The organism is uncultured Alteromonas sp., from assembly GCF_963976965.1.
Lineage (GTDB): Bacteria > Pseudomonadota > Gammaproteobacteria > Enterobacterales > Alteromonadaceae > Alteromonas > Alteromonas naphthalenivorans.
The window spans coordinates 14,369-31,410 of the sequence record NZ_CAXBMP010000038.1; the positions used below are offsets into that span (position 1 = coordinate 14,369).

10 protein-coding genes and 1 pseudogene are annotated in these 17,042 nt (G+C 43.2%); 5 read left to right on the forward strand and 6 right to left on the reverse strand.

The features are described 5' to 3' along the window. Positions 1-25: 25 nt before the first annotated feature. On the forward strand, positions 26-907 hold the full coding sequence (locus AAC006_RS19355; RefSeq protein ID WP_126872699.1) for a LysR family transcriptional regulator: 882 nt from the start codon (positions 26-28) through the stop codon (positions 905-907). A 96-nt stretch (positions 908-1,003) separates the two neighbouring features. Here the strand turns inward: AAC006_RS19355 and AAC006_RS19360 are convergent, their stop codons facing one another. The 3 genes and pseudogenes from AAC006_RS19360 to AAC006_RS19370 all read right to left on the reverse strand — a co-directional run. Further along, on the reverse strand, positions 1,004-3,097 hold the full coding sequence (locus AAC006_RS19360; protein WP_126872700.1) for a TonB-dependent siderophore receptor: 2,094 nt from the start codon (positions 3,095-3,097) through the stop codon (positions 1,004-1,006). Positions 3,098-3,312: 215 nt separating this feature from the next. Next, complete coding sequence (locus tag AAC006_RS19365) at positions 3,313-5,898, reverse strand: hybrid sensor histidine kinase/response regulator (protein ID WP_126872701.1); 2,586 nt, start codon at positions 5,896-5,898, stop codon at positions 3,313-3,315. 161 nt (positions 5,899-6,059) lie between these two features. Further along, positions 6,060-6,260: pseudogene (locus tag AAC006_RS19370) on the reverse strand (sulfotransferase); the annotation flags it as partial. 153 nt (positions 6,261-6,413) lie between these two features. Between AAC006_RS19370 and AAC006_RS19375 the strand changes: the two are divergent. From AAC006_RS19375 to AAC006_RS19385, 3 genes are all read left to right on the forward strand, one after another. Then, the gene (locus AAC006_RS19375) at positions 6,414-8,075 is read left to right on the forward strand and encodes an L-lactate permease (RefSeq protein WP_126872702.1); all 1,662 of its coding nucleotides are present in this window, start codon (positions 6,414-6,416) and stop codon (positions 8,073-8,075) included. 216 nt (positions 8,076-8,291) lie between these two features. Next, on the forward strand, positions 8,292-11,588 hold the full coding sequence (locus AAC006_RS19380; protein ID WP_126872703.1) for a DUF3427 domain-containing protein: 3,297 nt from the start codon (positions 8,292-8,294) through the stop codon (positions 11,586-11,588). 90 nt (positions 11,589-11,678) lie between these two features. Continuing rightward, a complete protein-coding gene (locus AAC006_RS19385; RefSeq protein WP_013786120.1) occupies positions 11,679-12,437 on the forward strand; it encodes a restriction endonuclease in 759 nt (252 codons plus the stop codon). A 51-nt stretch (positions 12,438-12,488) separates the two neighbouring features. On the opposite strand, the gene AAC006_RS19390 is transcribed toward AAC006_RS19385, so the two are convergent. Both AAC006_RS19390 and AAC006_RS19395 read right to left on the reverse strand, forming a co-directional pair. Continuing rightward, positions 12,489-13,121: a hypothetical protein gene (locus tag AAC006_RS19390; RefSeq protein ID WP_208805159.1), complete on the reverse strand. Its 633-nt coding sequence runs from the start codon at positions 13,119-13,121 to the stop codon at positions 12,489-12,491. Positions 13,122-13,266: 145 nt separating this feature from the next. After that, entirely contained in the window at positions 13,267-15,042 is a 1,776-nt protein-coding gene (locus tag AAC006_RS19395; protein ID WP_126872705.1) for a BCCT family transporter, read from the reverse strand. Between the two features lie 244 nt (positions 15,043-15,286). Between AAC006_RS19395 and AAC006_RS19400 the strand changes: the two genes are divergently transcribed. Continuing rightward, a complete protein-coding gene (locus AAC006_RS19400; protein ID WP_013786123.1) occupies positions 15,287-15,535 on the forward strand; it encodes a DUF2960 family protein in 249 nt (82 codons plus the stop codon). A gap of 149 nt (positions 15,536-15,684) precedes the next feature. On the opposite strand, the gene nhaC is transcribed toward AAC006_RS19400, so the two are convergent. Further along, positions 15,685-17,042: Na+/H+ antiporter NhaC (nhaC, locus tag AAC006_RS19405; protein WP_339892306.1), on the reverse strand; the 1,358-nt coding region annotated here is incomplete at its 5' end.

Consider the following 17,042-nt stretch of genomic DNA (forward strand, 5'->3'; position numbering starts at 1 on the left):
TGCAGCAAGTTAAAAAGGTAATCACGTGAACTGGGATGACTTAAGACTGTTTCTTGGCCTTGCTAGAAATGGAAAAATTAGCATTGCTGCCAGAAACTTACACCTTGATGCCACCACGCTCATTAGGCGTGTAAAAAGGCTGGAGACTGCCCTTAATTGCAATTTGTTCGAGCTAAGTAACAAAGGCTATTTACTTACCGATCACGGTAAGCGCTTAGTGCACTATATTGAACATGCAGAAAGACACATTTTAGAAGCGAAAAATGATTTAACCGACGAGCGTCAGGAGCTTTCCGGCACAGTAAGGGTCAGTGCATCGGAAGGGTTTGGTTCTTGGGTATTGGCCCCAGCGTTGGCTGAATTTAAGCAGCGCTACCCCGCTATTTGTGTGGAGTTAGTGGCAAACAGTGGCTTTTTGAATATCAATAAACGGGAAGCCGATATTGCCATTTTGCTAGAAAAACCCACGAAAGGCCTGTTGTACACTAAAAGACTTACCGACTACCGCTTAAATTTGTACATGCACGAAGATCTAGTAGCAGAGCATGGCGCCCCTAGCTCTATCGAACAACTAAGCCCCTTCAACTTGGTCAGTTATGTGCCCGATTTAATTTATGCACCCCAACTTAACTTCATTGAAGAATCGCTACTTTCGCCGCTTCACGCCCTTAAAAGCACCAGTATTAATGCGCAATTTCAAATGCTACGAAACAAAGCAGGTGTAGGTATTCTGCCTCATTTTATTGCCAAAAATGCCCATGAACTACAACCGGTACTGCAAGATAAAATAAACATTACCCGTACCTTTTGGCTGGCAACTCACCGCGATGTAAGGCACTTAGCCAGGGTGAATGTATTTTTAGATTGGTTGAACGATACCGTGCAACAACACGCTGACATCTTTTGAACTAGCCACAGGTTTGCCATGTTACTGTTTTCGCTAAGTTACACCTACATAAAAAAAGCGCCCGAAGGCGCTTTTTAGTGTTCTTTCTATTACATTTTAGAATGCGTAAGTTAGGCTCACAGAACCATTCACTGGTGCACCATAAAAGCCTATAGTATGTAGGCTAGTAATGTATTTTTCGTCAAAAATATTGTTGATGTTTGCACGCAAGGTAAGGTCGTTGGTTACCGCGTAGGTTGCATAGGCATTTGCTAAGAAGTAGCTGCCCTGCTCTACGTTGTAATCGGTGTTGCTGATTTCAGATTGCCATCTGCCGCCTAAGCCAACGGTAAGTGCTGGTACAGCTGGTAGTTCATAACCCAATTGGAAAGTCACTACATCACGTCGAGCCCATAGGTTCGCATCATTGCCCGCTTCATCTTCCACATCAATTGCGGTATACGATACTTGAACACGCAATGCATCAGTAATTTGACCGACCACTTCCACCTCAAACCCTTCAGACTCTACCGTAACACCTTCGTAGTAGTACTGCTGGTTTTCTGGGTTAATACCCGCAAAAGCAGCAAGATTTTCTTGGTCTGCTGTGAAGTATGCGAAGGTCGTTAATAGTTCGTCGTCTAACCACTGCGCTTTCACACCTGCTTCGAAGTTTTTGCCCTTAGTGGGTGCTAAAAATTGCCCCGACAAGTCGTATTGCTCTTGAGGCTGATACACATCTGAATAGCTTACATAAGTATTGATGTTTTCAGTTACCGCATAGGTCGCCCCAACATACGGGCTAGCTTCACTTTCTTCATTGTCGATAGTGGTGCCCGCATTGTTACCACTGCGCTCAAAATCAATTGCGTTGAAGCCCGCAATAACAAACAATTCATTGGTGACGCTTATTTTGGTAGAGCCAAAATAGCGGGTAAGATCTTGTTCAATATCAGAATACAGCACCGCGTCAAACCAGTCTGGTTCGGCAATGGCATCAAATGCATATGGGAACGCTGGCGTTGCGCCATAGGCAGGCGTATTAGCATAGTCGAAACCGTATTGATACATGGTGTCGGAACTAGAGGCATGACTTACACCAACGTTCACTTCATGTTGACGGCCGAAGAGCTCGAAAGTACCAAAGGTACGCGCTTCTACTAAGTTTGAATCTATGTCTGAATCATAACGACCGGGCCAGCCTACTAAACCTAAGCCCGTGTCTTTATCGATAGTACCGTAAGCATAAAACAACTTATCTTGTTCTTCGTAGCCGCGATAGTTGTAGCTTACTTTCACTTGCCAGTCGTTATCGAAAATATAGTCGAATTCAACGAAGGCATTGGTGTTTTCTGTGTCCCACATTGCCCATTCTTGCGCTGTGGTATCACTCACATCCCACTCAGCTTGTGTACCGTCTGTGTAATTAAATACTAACCCGCCCCAATTGTTTCCATCGGTGTTGGCATCTTGGTAAGAGTAGCCCAACGTAATGGTGGCGTTATCGGTAAGTTGCCCATCTACTACGCCATATAAAAAGGTGCGATCGTTCTCTAAGCCATCTAAGTAAGATTCTTTATCTTCTATAGCACCTACAAAACGTGCAGCCCAACGGCCATCTTCGGTTAGCAAAGTAGAGTAATCCGCCTGCAAGCGTTTAAAATCAAACGACCCTGCACTCACTGTCACTTCACCGCCTTCTTCATTGGTGGGGCGTTTACGTACATAGTTTAATGTACCCGATGAATTACCTACACCGGTTAGCAGGCCATTGGCACCACGAATAACTTCAATTTTTTCATAACCGTAGGCTTCAAGCGCACCGGTGACAATTCCCCAGTCGTTAGGTAATCCTACGCCATCAATTTGCGTGTTTTTAATTTCAAAACCACGGGCTGTGTAGTTTGTACGGTTGGTTTCCCACTCTTCTACGTTAATACCCGGTGCAAGTTTAAGTGCATCGTTAACATTGTAGGCACCAAACGACTGCATTAGCGCTTCAGAGATAAGGCTAATTGACTGAGGTGTTTCGCTTAGCTCCATTGTTAAGCCAGTCGCACCGCGACTTACGCGGTTTTGACGTACACCAACAATGTGAATTTTCTCAACCTGCGACTCTTCTACAATTGCAGTATCTGTTTGAGTTTCTTGAGCGTTAATTGAGAAAGCGAGCGCTACAGGGGTAAGCGCAAAGAGTGTGGTCAGTTTCATTGTGTTCTCTACAGTGATTTTGGTTTAGTTTTTAGTCGCAGAGGATTATACGGAAGTAGAGAAGGATCACAAATGATAATTATTAGCATTTACAATAATGCTAATATTTACCTGTTAATAAAAATTGATCAGATTTTTGCTTTCTTCAGAATATAAATAGGGCAAGTTGGTTGGCCAAAGAATTTAGCGCCTTCAGCCATCACTGAAAAAAAATACTAACTATCGGGAAGTCTCGATTTTACTTGGGTAATAAGATCCTGTTTCACCACAGGTTTAACAATATGACCTTGCATACCTGCATCGATACAACGCTTTCTGTCGGCTTCCATGGCGTTAGCTGTCATGGCTAAAATAGGGATATTATCCCAGGTAGCATTTGCGCGAATGTGCTCAGCTGCTTCTACACCACCCATAATAGGCATTTGCATATCCATTAATATTAAGTGAGGTTTGAACCCACTCAGAAGAAGATCTAAACACTCTTGTCCATTTTCGGCAAATTTTACGACAGCCCCTGCACTTTTAAGCATAGCGCCCGCAACTTGTTGATTAATTGGGTTGTCTTCCACTACCAAGATTAAGGTTTTAGCCAAGAGTTTTTCGTTATCTTCAACCTCGGGCTTTTCAGCTAATTCATCGATAGATTGGCTGCACGAAATAACCGTATCGTACAATGTAGATGGTGTGAATGGCTTATATAAAAGGTCGTCGTATAGCACCAAGCTATTTTTATCAAGACTCTCTCTGTTGTGCGAGACCACAACCAAATGGGTAATTTCTTTTTGTTCTTGTTGCCAACTTTCCAGTGCTTCTTTACTGATAACAGTTAAGATTGCTTCATCAATGATAATGACCCTAGGTAGGCTATTCGACGCTTTATGAGTAGTTAAGTCTTCAACACTTTTTGCCACATAGGACGGCCACCCAAGTACAGAACATTGGCGCTGAATGCCGGTTTCTACATTTACATTTTGCGTAAGCACTATGGCCTGATAAGACATAACATCTTGCTCACTTAAGCTGTCTTCTTGCGCTACCGATGCTTTTTTAAGCAACACATTAAAATGGAATTTACTGCCTTTACCCTGCTGGCTTACTACACCAATCTTACCGTGCATCATTTCCACTAACTGCTTGGCAATGCTTAGCCCTAGGCCTGTACCACCGAACTTAGAGTTGGTGTCGCGGCTAGCCTGAGTAAACGCCCCAAATACTTGGTTGGCTTGCTTTTCAGTCATGCCAATACCCGTATCTTGAACCTCAAACCCTAGCTGAACGGTATCTTCGTTTTCGTTTAGTAATTCTACGCTTAAATTCACTTCCCCACGAGAGGTAAATTTGATGGCATTACTAATTAAGTTACTGATAACTTGATTAAGCCTAACGGCATCACCCACAACATGTTGTGGGCATTTAGGATCAACATCAATCCACAGCTCAATATGTTTACCGTAAGCCGCACGCCCCATCATCTTGCCCACTTGATTCAGCAAACTATCTAAACGGAATGGGGCTTCAACCATATCGAGCTTACCGGCTTCAATTTTAGAAAAATCGAGCACGTCATCAATAATTCGGCTTAATAAAGAAAAGCTTGTGATAGCTTGCTCTATATTATCGTTGATTTTTTTATAGTTACGCTCACCCAGTGTGATTTGCAGGAGCCCATACACACCGTTCATAGGCGTTCTGATTTCATGTGACATTCTGGCGAGAAAATCGGCTTTAGATTTTTCGGCACTGTTGGCTTTATTCTTTGCTTTTATGGCAAGCTCTTTTTCCAAGTTCAATTGATTAAGCAGACGTATTAATAGATACGCTAATCCTATTAAAAACAAAGCCGCCACCGCAAAGCCCAAAGCAATAAAATGTTTGGTTCGCTCCAAATACGCTATAACCTCTGTTGGCTTTTCCATGACTAACCAGTAGTAAGCATCTTCAATGTCAGTGTCGTCAGTATTCCTTTTACCAATAGGAATAATGCCGTGTTTAAATCGACTGGTAAATTTCCTATCTGGCACGTCATCTTCGCCACCATAAAAGCGTTTTTCAAAGCCAGGAAATTGCATACTTACTTGGTTCTTGGGCCTATCGAGCAGCCAACCCCACGCTGCGTTATTCGGTGAAGCTAAAAAGAATCCATCTGGATTAATTAACCAATGCGCACTCTCGGTTTGCAGCTCTTTTAAGCGAGAGAATACTTCACGTAAATCAAAGTTCAGTACGATTAAACCCAAAACTTCGCCATCAACGCGATATTTAGCAACACTTCTAATAGTAGGCCGATAAGGCAGTTCTATTACTCCCCGCTCTTTATTTAAATCTAAGGGCGATATGTAATAGTCTTTTGATGATTCAACAGCTTCAATAAAATAATACCGATCTGCTTTGTTTTGAAGGTCTTGGGTGTCTCGCCAGATAAGGCTTCCGGACGATTTTTCGGCCCGTAGTTGTTCATTACCATCAAGGGCAATATAACGGATTTGCTGCAAACTTGGGTACGCATCGAACAGTGCTGACCAATGTGCAGTAAGGTACCGCTTAGCATCGCCTTCAACGAGTGAATCAACAATAAGGGTACTTTTACTTTCTTGAATAGCGATTGAACGCGCATCCAATATGACGTGGTTTATTTCGCTCTGAAAATTTTGATGCAGGACATCGAATTGTTGGCTGATAGCGTCATGACTAAACCGCTTAGTTTCTATCCACAAGATATTGGCTAATACCGCCAAGATACCTATAAATAATACGCAGAAAATAGAAATAAAGAGTGCTGATTTGGAGACTTTATTGACCACAATGCATCCTTTCGGGTTACTGCAACGGCTATCGCATTATACGAAAGTATAACACCTAAGTCGTACCGTACCGCAAATAAGCTAGCTTTGGCTATTAATGGCTACGTCAATGCTGACACCAAAGTACTTAATGGCCCTAAATCTGATTCAAAATGCTTCCATTACTGCATCTTTAAAATTTTACCTGGTAGCACTGTGTTCCAGTGCGCCATAAGCTCAACATAATTATTGTAGTACTTTCCAATACCTTCAAGGTTGTAACAAAATTCCAGCCGTTCCGCAAACAACTGCTTGAAGATGCTGAACCCGCATGACATGGGATCTCGTCGCGCATCAATGATTGTAGCACTTGGGCCTATCAATGCCCCCGCCCGTTTAACCTGTGCGCCACTCCGGCAACGTAGAGCCTGCTTGAGGTAAAGTTGCGCTGTAACTCATATGCGCTAATAATTTGACTAGTTAACAAGCAACTAGCAGAGTATAGAGATGCTTACATTAAGCGAAGCCTTATCACTATGATGAATTTAGCGTTCTCTTACCTACCTCTTATTTTGCTAATTACCTTAATGGTAAAAAAGAACCCTATGCCATCTAGCAAAGCCCTACCTTTAAGCGCTTTGGTAGCTTATATTGTGGTGCTGTTGATATTCAAACAAGACGCGAGGTTAGTGAATGCCAATGTAATAAGTGGCGCATTACTGGCACTTACCCCGCTTTCTATTATCGCCGGCGCGATATTCCTTTTTAAATGCATGGAAATTACCGGCGCTTTAGCTATTTTACGTAAATCGCTAGACGGCGTAAGCGAAAACCCCGTAGCCCAGCTAATGATTGTAGGCTGGGCGTTTATGTTTCTAATTGAAGGCGCCAGTGGTTTTGGAACACCGGCCGCTATTGCCGCCCCCATACTTTACAGCCTTGGTTTTCCCGCCTTACGAGTGGCACTGTTCTGTTTAGTGCTAAATACCATTCCCGTTACTTTTGGAGCCATGGGCACACCTGTATGGTTTGGGTTATCGCTGTTGCAGCTTCCCCAAGAAAGCGTGCGGGAAATAGCACAGCAAGCAGCCCTTATTAACACCATAGCCGCACCTGTTATTGTGATATTGGCATTGCGATTAGTAGTAAGCGATGCCGCCGACATTAAAAAGAACCTGCTTTTTATTCTACTTTCCACCTGCGCATGCACCCTGCCCTATTTGGGGCTAAGCTATTTTGGTGTGGAATTCCCTTCGTTGCTGGGCGGGCTAATTGGCTTAATCATTACCCTGTTGCTAGCGAAATATAAAATAGGAATAGAGGCAGTAAATCGACCAACAGATAATCGACCAGCAGCCACCGAACAAACCACCGAACAAGCCCCAGCGAAAACAGTACCACTAAAAACACTAATAAAAGCCGCGTTCCCGCTATGGGGCACCGTGTTGCTTTTAGTCTTAACTCGCCTGCCGGAACTAGGGTTAAAAGCGCTTTTACAAGCCACCGAACCCGCCTTACACATTAGCCTAGGTTTATTAGGCACTTTCCACATAAGCACAAGCTTAGTGGCCAGCTTAACCGACATCTTAAATACCGCGGTAACCTGGAAACATAGCGTTTTGTATATTCCATCTATCATTCCTTTTGCGGTAACCGGCAGCGTAACCTTGTGGCTATTTCGCCAACAAGCAGAACCAAATACGTTAAAAATAGCAGGCCAACAAACTCTTGCCCGCATGCGCACGCCTTTTTTCGCCATGCTAGGTGCACTTATCTTTGTGAACATGATGATGCTAGGCGACAGTTCTGGTCAAAACAGCGCGGCAGTAGCACAAATCGGTCATCACTTGGCACAAATTACCGGCGAAAACTGGACCTTCTTCGCGCCGCTATTAGGTGCATTAGGTTCATTCTTTTCAGGGTCGGCCACTATCTCTAATTTAACCTTCGCTGGTATTCAAACCACCATTGCAGAGCAACTGTCATTACCCTTAACCACCATACTGGCACTACAAAGTGTAGGCGCCGCCATGGGCAACATGGTGTGCATCAATAACATAGTGGCAGTAACCGCTATTCTTGGTTTGCAAAACCGCGACGGCGACATTTTAAAAAGTACTTCGCTAATACTGGCAGTGTTCGCAGTGGTGGCTGGGGGTATGGGTGTGTTGTTGATTCGGGTTGGGCTTGGTGGGTGAGATTGGTAGTTAATTTCCAAGCTTGAGCTGTGTACTAATCCTCAATTACTGAAACTGTACTACTGGTCGGGTACGAACTAATACGATATTGTATATGCAGAATAAATAAGGATTTTTAGTCTTGAAAGCATTTACTCCGCATTATGGTGGCAACGCAGATCGTTACGATTTGTTGGCTAACTTGGAAGTTAACCAAACTGTGCCCGAAGTTAAAAAATGACAGTACAAAACTATTTAATTACTGGCAGGCAAGAAAAGCACCTTCTGCATGAAATTCGAGACGCACTTAAAACTGCGACGAATATTGAAATTGCCGTTTCCTTCATTCGCAACTCTGGCTTAAACCTTATCGTCGACGATATTGAAGCTGCGATGAGCTCTTCAACAAGAAATGTAGAGCTCACGGTTTTAACGTCTGACTATATGAATATTACAGAGCCCCAAGCTCTGAAACGCCTTATGTTGCTGAAAGAGCGTGGCGCTAATATACAAGTATTCGAAAGCCGACAAGCTACTAGCTTTCATTTGAAATCGTACATTTTTGTGACCGACAGCGAACAAGGCGTTGTATCCGCTTCAGCATTCATCGGTTCTAGTAACATCAGTAAAACGGCTTTAACCGACGGTATAGAATGGAATTACCGTATTGATTACCCGAACAACAAAGGCAGTGAAGCAGAAGCTCGAATTGATAATATTCGAGAGGAATATAACCACCTACTCACGCTTCCACAGGTAAAGTCACTCAGCTATAACTGGATTCAAGACTACGAAGTTCGTTACAACACGGCTAGAAAAGTAACGCCGTTGTATTCTTCTTCTGCGCTTCCCTCTGAAACCGAACACGAAATACCCACTCCAAAAGACCACCAAGTAGAGGCGCTTGAAGCTTTAGAAAATGCTCGTGACTCTGGTTTTAAAAAAGGCCTCGTAGTGTTAGCTACGGGTATGGGGAAAACCTACTTAGCAGCGTTCGATGCAGCGCAGTTTAATGCTAAGAAGGTCTTGTTTATAGCGCATAGAGAAGAAATTCTTTTGCAGGCTGAAGCTAGCTTTTTAAAAATTCTCCCCAGTAAAAAAGTAGGCAGATACAGCGGTAAACAAAAAGACAAAGAGTTCGATATGCTGTTTGCTTCGGTGCAGACAATTGGACGAGAAAGCCATTTAAATAAATTCGATAAAAACGACTTCGATTATATCGTAGTAGATGAATTTCACCATGCTGCTGCCAACGGCTATCAAAGACTATTAGCGCATTTTAATCCCTCTTTCATGTTGGGCCTAACCGCCACACCAAATAGAACAGATGGTAGCGACATTCTTAAGTTGTGTGATAACAAGCTAATTTACCAAAAAGACTTGTTCGATGGTGTAAACGGTGAAGTATTAAGCCCGTTTAGCTATTTTGGTATTTACGATAAAGAAGTCGATTATGAGCACTTGCCTTGGAGAAACGGACGCTTCGATCCAGAAAAGCTTTCAAATAAATTAGCCACAAAAGGCAGGGCTAAACATGCATTAAGTGAATGGAAGGAAAAAGCTCAAAGGGTATCGCTGGCATTCTGTGTGTCTCGACAACACGCTGATTACATGGCCAAGTACTTTAATGAAAACGGCGTAAGTGCGGCAAGCGTTCACTCCGATTCAGAACTCACACGTACAGAAGCATTAGAGGGATTAAGTGATGGCAAAATAAAAGTACTCTTTTCTGTAGATCTGTTTAATGAAGGCGTAGATCTACCGCAAATAGATACTGTATTGCTACTTAGACCTACAGAATCAAAAATACTATTTTTACAACAGATGGGAAGAGGCCTGCGACGCAGCGAAGGTAAAGAAAGATTAGTTATTCTGGATTTTGTTGGTAACCATCATAGCTTTTTAAACCGCCCAGAAATGCTGTTCGCTGGCATTAAAGATAAGCCTTTAAATAGACATGAAATAGTAAGTATTGCCAAGAACCCTAACCCCTTACTACCCGACGGGTGTTACGTTAACTTTGACCTAGCATTTATTGATTTTCTTGAAAGCCTCTCAGAAGATCAACTTGATACGCAATATGAAAAACTAAAGTCATCGTTAGGCCGACGGCCTTCCTACACCGAGTTTTATACCGCCGGTGCAAATATGGATAAACTTCGCAAAAACCGTGGCTCATGGTGGGAGTTTGTTGATAACAAAGGCGACCTTACACCTGCCGAACTTGAAGTTCTTGAAGAACACCTTCAATGGTTTAAAGACCTTGCCGTTACCCGCGTATCTAAGTCATACAAACTAGTATTGCTAGACACACTAGTTGCTCATCAATCTCTTCATACACAAATTGCATTTGAAGATTTGGCGGCATGGGCAAGCCAATGGTATTTCGATAACCCTGTTTGGCTTACAGATTTACCAGAGAGTAAACGAGATATTCAAAGCCTTAGTAAATCAGAATGGTTACGCCATTGGCGTGACTTCCCAATAAAGTATTGGTGTACGGAAGAACCAGAATCAAAAATAGTGTGGTTCAATAACTCTCAAAATAAGTTTAGTTTTAATCAAAGCATTTCTGCCAGTCAGCTTGAAACATTCCGCTTGATGACAAAAGAAGTAAATGAGCAACGGTTGGCAGCCTACAAGCACAAGCGGCTGTCTGTCGACATTCCTTCAACCAATAATATAGTGCGGTTTCCTGAGAAGGAGCAGTTACCATTCTTCCCTGATATTAAAATAGCCTGCGGTCATTTTAAAACTGGTGACGCGGAAGCCTCTGAAATGGTTAATATGCCGAGCGGTTTTGGTCGCCTGGATACCACCAAGCATTTCATCGCTCGCGCATCAGGCAACTCAATGAATGGTGGTAAAACACCAATTTATGACGGCGATTATTTGTTACTAGAACAAATTACCTCTAACAACGCAGGCGGCATAAGCAACACCACCGTTGCTATTGAGCGCCAAGATACCGCAGGTGATAACCAGTACCTATTGAGAAAAGTACTGAAAAATAATGACGGCAGTTACACCTTACGCGCAGCGAATCCAGACTATGAAGATATAACAGCAAGCGAAGATATGGTGACGTTTGCTAGGCTAAAGGGGAAAGTTGACCCACTCGAGCTATTTGTAGGTGAAGAGTTTATGCGGGAGGAAATACCGCCTCTTTTCAATGAAGAATTTAACCCCGGTAATTGGCAGTCGGGCCACGTTGTCTTAAAAGAGAAGAACGCCCAAATTCTTCTAGTTACACTAAATAAGCAAGGAAAGGCAGAAGATCACCAATATCACGACTACTTTATGGACGAGAAACACTTTCACTGGCAGTCGCAGAATAGTACCTCGCCTAGTAACAAACGTGGACGTGAAATCATTGAGCATCAAAAAATAGATAGTAGCGTTTACTTATTTATTCGTGAGAATAAATTAAGAGGAAAAAGAGCTTCGCCCTTCACCTTTTACGGGGAAATTAAATACGTCAAACACGAAAGCGAAAAGCCAATGAATGTGACCTGGGAGCTATTAAATCAATGAATAGGTTTGATACGTATATTTTAATTTAAATACTTTATATTGAGTTAGCTAAATTTATTCTGCATTAATTTAGAACAAGGATGTCTATATATGCCTAGAAAAAGCAACTCTATCACAGATTTATTGCTACAAGCTCCTTGGTGGGTATCTGTTGTAACAGCAGCAGCTGTTTACATTGTCATGGGCGTTATCATTCCTGCCATAGAAACCAATAATCAATTCCTAAATATGATTTTAAATGCGGTCGCCGTCCCCGCGCCTATTTTCAGTTTTTTCTTTTTACTCTTAGCTCCTTTCGCTTTTTTTAATACCCGCAGGAAAGTTAAGATGCTAGACCAGCAAACCAACTTAAATTCAATTCGACAACTTCACTGGAAAAATTTTGAAGAGCTTGTTGCGGAAGCTTATAGAAGGTTGGGATATCAAGTTACAGAAGGTGGATTTGGTCCAGACGGAGGTATCGACATAGAGCTTAGAAAGGATGGAAAGCTTCTATTCATTCAGTGCAAGCAATGGAAAGCACGAAAGGTCGGTGTAAATATCATTCGTGAAATGTATGGAGTACTAACTGCCAGTAATGCTAATGAAATAATTATTATTTGTTCAGGCAAGTTTACTCAGGATGCATATAGCTTCGCTTTAGATAAGCCGGTGACGCTTATGGACGGCTATGAGCTTTCTGCTTTGATTCAAGATGTCCAATCAAATCCAATTTTAAGCAATGAAAAACAAGCTCTCTGCCCACGATGTAGAAGCGCTTTGGTACAAAGAGTAGCAAAGCGAGGTCCCAATTCAGGAAACGGATTTTTAGGGTGTTCAAGCTTTCCTAAATGTCGTTATACAGAATAAAACTTGATTCTATGGCCTTTGGAGCATGAGCAAGCAAGCTATAGTATTCCACTAACTATAGCTTCCCCCAACCAACCCATGAAAAACCCCAATAGCCCTATCAAAGCTTTCATCATTCTCAAAGTAAAGCTGGCTTAGTCGGCTTTTCTTTATTTGGTAGGTGTCGCTGGCAAAGGCTAGCGCTTCTCTAAAGCTCTCGAATTCTTCATCGAACACCTTAAACACCTCGCGCTGAGGTTTTGCTACCCGCGTTGTGCTGCCGTTTATTTCATAGTCGAACCCAGCAAATTGAATCCGTGAAAGGGCTTCTTTACCTAAATACATACCGCCTTTAAGGCTTATTTGAAATGCGATATCCATTTCTTCTATTTCATCCATGCTCCAGTGGTTAAATACCCTAATGGCTTTTTTATACTTTGCTGCCAATAGCTTTTTTAACACTGCTATTCTGGGTTCTAGCGTGCCGTTGTTTTCATTTTTAAGCAGGTCGAAACATTCATTGCATGAGGGTACACAAACAAAATCAGCGCTTGAGTTTACGTCTCGCCAGTCGTGAATAAATTTTATGGGCGGGATAAAGTCGGGGCGCGCCGCTTCGCAGCCGCAGTAAATACAGCGGTTAAAGTCAGCCGAATGTACTGCGTTTAATGGTTCGTAGAATTTTTGATAATTCGATACTGACATAGTGCTACTTGCTTGGAAATTTCGGGGCTTTTAATGCCAATAACGGTAACACAGCTAGCTTATAGGAAAAGTTAATTGCGCTGTTTTAAAAGCAAAAAACGCCGCCAATCGGCAGCGCTTTGTTTACCGTATTCGCACTTATAAACTACAGGCGCGACGGCTTGCTGTGTGGGTCGCCTTCAATATGTTTTTTGGGTTTACGAGGTCTGGGTTTTGCCGCAATTGGCACATCCTCTTCGCTTTTATCGCCCACTTCGCTTTCTTCAATATCCCACGTACCTTCTTCGCTCCATGGGTCGTCGTCGGGGAATTCGCCTATATTGATTTCTTTTATGGAATAATCGAGCTGGTAGCGCATGTCGTAGTTTGCCGCCCGCACTATGGAAATGCATAACATTAAGGCCACAGCTAATAGCGGTACGCCCCCTATTATCGATGCCGTTTGTAGCGTTTCTAGCCCGCCTACAAACATAAGTACAATGGGCATGAACGATAACGCAAACGCCCAGAACAAACGGTTCCAGCGTAACGGTTCTTCATCTACTTCTTTTTGTACTACGGCCGCTAGAATGTAAGAAATAGAGTCGAAGGTAGTTGCTGTAAAGATTAGCGCCAATAAGGTAAATACGAAGATAACCAGGTAGTCCAATGGCAGTGTATGTAGCATGGCAAATATGGCCGCGGTTGGGCTTTGCTGGTTGAGTATGGTTACTACGTCTAGTTCGCCCGATAGCTGCAAATACAAGCCGTAATTTCCCATTACCATGAAGAATAAAAAGCAACCCATGGTACCAAAGAACATAGAACCCGCCACCATTGTACGAATAGTGCGGCCCCTAGAAATACGCGCGATAAAAAGCCCTACGCTAGGCGCAAATACCAGCCACCAAGCCCAGTAGAATATGGTCCAGTCTTGGGGGAAGTGGGTGTTCTGAAAGCCGTTAAATTCGGCAAATGGCTCTAACCATGTGGCCATTTTTACAATGTTGCTAAGTACGCGGCCAAGGGCATCTAGGCCGGTGTTCGCCATAAACAGGGTTGGCCCTACAATAAATATAAACAGCAGCAACCCAATGGCCAGCCAAAAGTTAATGTCTGACAGCAGCTTAATGCCCTTTTTTAACCCTACATACGCGCTGTAACCAAATATAGCGGTACAGGTTATCAGCACAATAATTTGGGTGGTCAGTGACTTGGGCACTCCGAATAATTCATGTACCCCTTCGTTAATCATGGGCGCAGCCAAACCAAGCGTGGTGGCCCCACCGCCTAACATGCCGAAGATAAAGCTGATATCGATAATTTTACCTAACCAGCCGTGGGCTAGCTTTTCGCCAATAACCGGCATTAACGCTTCAGATATTTTTAATACGCTGTGGTTACGCACATAATAGAAGTATGCAATAGGCACGGCGGGAATAAGGTAAATAGCCCACGCTAGCGGCCCCCAGTGGAATATGCCGTAGGCAGCTGCCCACTTGGCGGCTTCTGGGGTTTCGCCTTGTATATGAAACGGAGGTGCCTGGTAGTAATACACCCACTCAATCATAGACCAGTACAAAATAGACGCCCCAATGCCTGCACAAAACAGCATGGCAGCCCATGATACTGGTGAGAACTCGGGTTTTTCTTCAGGCTCGCCCAGTTTTATTTGGCCGATGTCGCTAAACATGATGTAAACCATGAATCCACCCGCGCCAACGCCAAGCAATAAGTACAAAACGCCTAGTTTACTGGTAACGAAGTCTTTTGCGGCCGCCACCCATTGTGCGCCTTGATCTGGCCAAATAATTAAAGGAATGGTTACCGATAGAAGAAGAATAAGAGAGCCAAAAAACGTTGGCTTGTCGATAACGCTAAAAGCGCTTTCCTGTTCGGTACTGGCCTTTTTTGAAGAAGCATTTTGGGCGTTACTACTCATACACGTTCCTTTTTTTGTTTTTATAGATGCCATTATGCAATGAAGCGTTAAACGGGCAATCTTACGAAACAGTGTACCAGATTAACGCTGTAGGTATGTCGGTGTAACTGACTGCAAGTTTACGCTTAATGTTCACCTGACCTCGATAGCTTTATTACTAAGCTTTTTGAATATGCACCGCTAATTGCGTTTATAATGGCGGTTAAACCGTTTTCGAATTTTTATCGACCAACCTGAGTAGAACATGGCCCATAAAGTACGTTATAAATTTAATGGTGTGGCAAAAGAAATAAACTTTTCTTACAGCCGCTATCAAAATATGCATGAAGCCGTGGCCGATGCTGAAGGAATAGACCTTACTCAGTTTTTGCAAACTGAACAGCAACTTGCCTCAATCAGTAAAGACAAAAAAACCGTAAGAAACTTTAGAGATGCCGAATTTATAAAAATGGGGTTTTCTGATTTGTACTTCTTAAAAAATGGCCAAGAATGATGGTTTCCCCCTACAACGCACACTAATACTTAAATAACCTGTGGGCATTAGAACGAACTAAGTTAAACGTTAAGAGCGCGTTGGAAAACCAGACAACAACCCCGTTTGAACCACTAGCCGGTTTAGCTGGCGGGCTGCTTATTGGTATGTCAGTGGTGTTGTGCTCTTTTTTCTTTCAATAAACCTACGCCCAATGCAGCCATGGTTATCGCAACAACACCATTTAGATAGTTAAAAAATGCATAGGGCGCGTAGTCGAGAACCTCAACCCCTAGGGTTGCAGAGTAAAATGCCCCCGCCGTTGTCCAAGGAATAAGGCCCGTGGTCATGGTAGCGCCTTCTTCCACCGACCGAGAAAGCATGGAAGGATCAAGCTTCTGTTGCTGATATTTTGATTTAAACAATTGGCAATTTAAAATAATAGAGATATACGCTTCGCCCATTGCCACGTTCCCTAAAAAGCCTGAAGCGATGGTGACGGCAATTAACGTTTCGGTGCGCTTTACCCGTTTAATAATGCCCGACAATAACGCCGCTAAAAAGCCTGCTCCGTGCAATATACCGCCCAATGCTATTGCCATTAACGCGAGCAATAGCGTCCAGCTCATACTGCTGATGCCGCCCCGTCCTAGTAATGCATCTAAATTTGCGATACCTGTATTTTGTGGGGTGTTTTCCCAAAGTGCATTGAGTACGCTAATTGTGTTGGTGTCTTGGTAGAAAATAGCAATGATGACGGCAAGAAGAATACTGCATGACATGGCAACTTCAGCTGGGACTTTTTTAATGCTCATTACCGTTAGCAACACCAGCGGTAACAAGGTAATGTAAGGCGCAAGGTTATAGTGGCTGGCAAGCACTGCTTTAATTTTGTATATCTCCTCAACATTTAAACTTTGGCTTGCGTAGGTAAAGCCTATAACTAAGAAAATTACGAATGTTAGAAGAAAGCTAGGCAGTGTAGTTAGCAGCATGGCATACATATGCCGATAAATAGTGGTGCCCGCACTCATCGACGCGAGATTGGTGGTATCAGAAATCGGAGACATTTTATCGCCAAACGTAGCACCAGCCACCACCATGCCGGCGATGACAGGCAACGGTATATTCATGGCTTCGCCAATGCCCATTAGCACTACCCCCATAGTCCCTACCGTGCCCCACGATGTACCTGTGGCTACCGACATTACCGCACACAGAATTAATCCCACCGCCAAGAATATACTGGGGTTTAGCCAACTAAGGCCGTAATAAATTAGGGTTGAGATAGTGCCGCTTTGCATAAAGCTGGCGATAACCATTCCAATGAGGATAAAAATATATATTGCCGGCATTGCCCGCGTTAATGCACTGGTCATTAATTCACGGATTTGCAGGTACTTGTACCCCAAACTAAAGGCATTAATACCAGCCCAAAGCAAACACAAGAAAATTAATGCATGCAGGCTAATGCCTAAGCCAAATAAACCACCCGCTATCAACGCGACAATAACGCTGAAACATAGCA

Bases quoted from the DNA above. Each gene is read 5' to 3' on its own strand.
- AAC006_RS19395 (WP_126872705.1), bottom strand. From the start codon at position 15,042: ATGAGTAGTAACGCCCAAAATGCTTCTTCAAAAAAGGCCAGTACCGAA.
- AAC006_RS19390 (WP_208805159.1), bottom strand. From the start codon at position 13,121: ATGTCAGTATCGAATTATCAAAAATTCTACGAACCATTAAACGCAGTA.
- AAC006_RS19400 (WP_013786123.1), top strand. From the start codon at position 15,287: ATGGCCCATAAAGTACGTTATAAATTTAATGGTGTGGCAAAAGAAATA.
- AAC006_RS19385 (WP_013786120.1), top strand. From the start codon at position 11,679: ATGCCTAGAAAAAGCAACTCTATCACAGATTTATTGCTACAAGCTCCT.
- AAC006_RS19380 (WP_126872703.1), top strand. From the start codon at position 8,292: ATGACAGTACAAAACTATTTAATTACTGGCAGGCAAGAAAAGCACCTT.
- AAC006_RS19360 (WP_126872700.1), bottom strand. From the start codon at position 3,097: ATGAAACTGACCACACTCTTTGCGCTTACCCCTGTAGCGCTCGCTTTC.
- AAC006_RS19375 (WP_126872702.1), top strand. From the start codon at position 6,414: ATGATGAATTTAGCGTTCTCTTACCTACCTCTTATTTTGCTAATTACC.